The 2,535-nt window shown below is 36.4% G+C and carries 2 protein-coding genes; both read right to left on the bottom strand.

The genetic code is table 11. The annotated features are described in order from the left end of the window. Positions 1 to 275: 275 nt before the first annotated feature. Complete coding sequence (locus BMY18_RS20585; protein ID WP_092458493.1) at positions 276 to 1,427, bottom strand: IS91 family transposase; 1,152 nt, start codon at positions 1,425 to 1,427, stop codon at positions 276 to 278. Beyond that, positions 1,420 to 2,271, bottom strand: coding sequence for a tyrosine-type recombinase/integrase (locus BMY18_RS20580; protein ID WP_092458491.1), 852 nt, complete (start codon positions 2,269 to 2,271; stop codon positions 1,420 to 1,422). Before BMY18_RS20580 ends, BMY18_RS20585 begins: the two co-directional genes overlap by 8 nt. Positions 2,272 to 2,535: the final 264 nt, after the last annotated feature.

Below are 2,535 nucleotides of genomic sequence, written 5' to 3'. Positions count from 1 at the left end.
AAATTCTTTAGGATAGAATCGATGATGGTGTAAACGAAAAAGCAGTTTTCACTCACCAGTAACTGCCCTTTCGTTTACATCATTTTCGATTTGTCCTAATTGAACAAAGTAAGCGTCCGGATAGCCAGTTACTATGGGGATTCAATCTTTGTTCTTTTCATAAAGAATAACACTTTTAGTGTGCAGAGTCTAGATGAATTAGTGCTGTTCAAATATCTTTGCACGTCAAACAGACCTCAGTAGCTGAGGTTAAAAAAAGTATGAATTTATGAGGATTAATCTCGTATAAATGTATGTGTATTATTGCCACTCATATGACCGCCGCATGTTTTGCAGACGCAGATATCTATTTTCCAAAGATGCTTCAACATTTCTGGTACAGACATATTTTTTATTTCGGAAATATATTTTTTGCATCCGAGGAGATTTCTGCACAATGTCAGTTTCTTTTGTTTTGTACGTGAAGATAAAATCCCATAGTGGCGTATTCTGACAAATCGTTTCGGTGGCACATGCATCAAGAAACGACGAATAAACTCTATTCCGGTCAGCGTCAACTCCTTCCATTGTCCTTGATTCTTATAATCTTTTACAGAAAAAGTGACTGTAGTATCTGTCATTTGGATAAGCCTATAATTACTGATTGCAATTCGATGAGTGTATTTACCAAGATACTGTATAACGGAACCGGCACCATTAAATGTTTCTTTACTATAAGGAATCCATTCCTTTTCATAGCAGAAATTAATGAGTTCCTTAAATGCATAATGATTTTTGTACCTAGATGCTGAACCATGGAATTCCAGTTTTTTGTTTTCCCATAAAGATTTCAGTTCTTCCATATATTTTCCACGAAACTTTTTAGAAAGAACACGAATAGGAAGGAAAAATTTAGAGCCATTGTCCCTCCAACTATTTTTAGAATCTAAACCACCGCCAAGGACTATGACATGAATATGTGGATGATAATTCATCTCAGATCCCCAGGTATGCAGGATGCACATATATCCAATTTTTGCACCAAGATGTTTTGGATCTGACGCAAGTTCATCAAGCGTACCAGAAACAGCATGATACAGAGTATCATATAGAAGTTTCTGATTGCTGTAAATGACTGGATTAAGTTCTTCTGGTACTGTAAATACAACGTGGAAATATGGTGCATCAAGAACATCTTCACGTCTTAAGTCCATCCACTTTTCTTTTGGGAGTGCTTGGCACATAGGACAGCATCGGTTTCTACATGAATTGTAGTGAAGGTGGGTGCTACCACAATCATCACATACACTGACATTGGTACCATAAGCACCTGTCTTACAGTTGATGATGTTGATTGCTGTTTTCTGTTGATGAAAGGATGGCGTATATTTATCAAGATAATCCGTATAGAACTTCAAAAAAACATCCTGGACAGTTAAATTATTCATGATATTCATCCTCCTTTTTATCAAAGGGACTCTGAATACCCATGAGTGATTTATTGCTAACATGAAGGTAAACTTCAGTCGATTTTGGATCACGATGCCCGAGTAGTGCTTGTATATTTCGCTGTTCTACTCCATTCTCCATCAGATGAGTGGCAAAACTATGGCGAAGTGAATGGGGAGTATAATTACATTCAAGTTCAGCGGTAGTAACAGATCTACGCATTACTTGCTCAATTGTGCTTACAGTAAGATAGCCTCCAGTAAATTTATTTGGAAAAAGTATTTCGCATGGTTTCCCTTTTTGAAACCAGTATTCTGTCAGCAAAGAAAGGTTACGTTTAGACAGGATGGTATATCTATCCATACGATTCTTGGTATTTCTCACCAAAATCTGCATATTTGTTCTGGATATGTCATTATAATGCAAGTGGATCACCTCAGAGACACGCAATCCAGATGAATACATGGTAGAAATCATCGCTTTGTATTTGATATCATCCGTCGCATCCAGAAGACGTTCAATTTCATCAAGAGTAAGAACCTTTGGTAGTTGATGGTCCTGAATCATCCGCGGAACAGTGATATCATCCCAAAGGATACGTAAGACGTTGCGATAAAAAAATCGGATGGCAGAATTGTAGAGATTTAGAGTAGTTGCTTTTATGCCAGAATCCTTTCTTGTAAGCAGAAAATCACGGACATCTTGACAGGTAAGGTCTTCAGGTTCTTTACCAACATAATTTAGGAAATAAGAAACATAGTTTTTATAACAGGAAATAGAACGCTCCTTAAGATTACGAATTTTCCCTGCTTCCTCAAGTTTTAATAAATATTTTTCGTACATAATAAATCCTCCATGTAAAAGTAATAACAATTAACTGGTTACTACCTTACATGGAGGTGCATTTGCATCATAAAAGTGCTTGTCATGGCACTTGTGGAATGTTATTATTTTCATAGGCAGTGGCTTTCTATATGAAGTTGTTTGGTGTGGTAACTTAACAATACTAAATATCAGAAATTTTTTCTACTGCCTTTTAAAAATAGATAACAAAAAATCGCTTAGCCACAACCTTGGTAGGCCATCGCGTAGCGATTTTGTTCAATT

Source organism: [Clostridium] fimetarium, assembly GCF_900111235.1.
Classification (GTDB): Bacteria; Bacillota; Clostridia; order Lachnospirales; family Lachnospiraceae; genus Clostridium_N; species Clostridium_N fimetarium.
This window is presented reverse-complemented; position numbering and strand designations above follow the sequence as displayed.

Coding starts and splice junctions, on each gene's coding strand:
- BMY18_RS20585 (WP_092458493.1), bottom strand. CDS start 1,427: ATGAATAATTTAACTGTCCAGGATGTTTTTTTGAAGTTCTATACGGAT.
- BMY18_RS20580 (WP_092458491.1), bottom strand. CDS start 2,271: ATGTACGAAAAATATTTATTAAAACTTGAGGAAGCAGGGAAAATTCGT.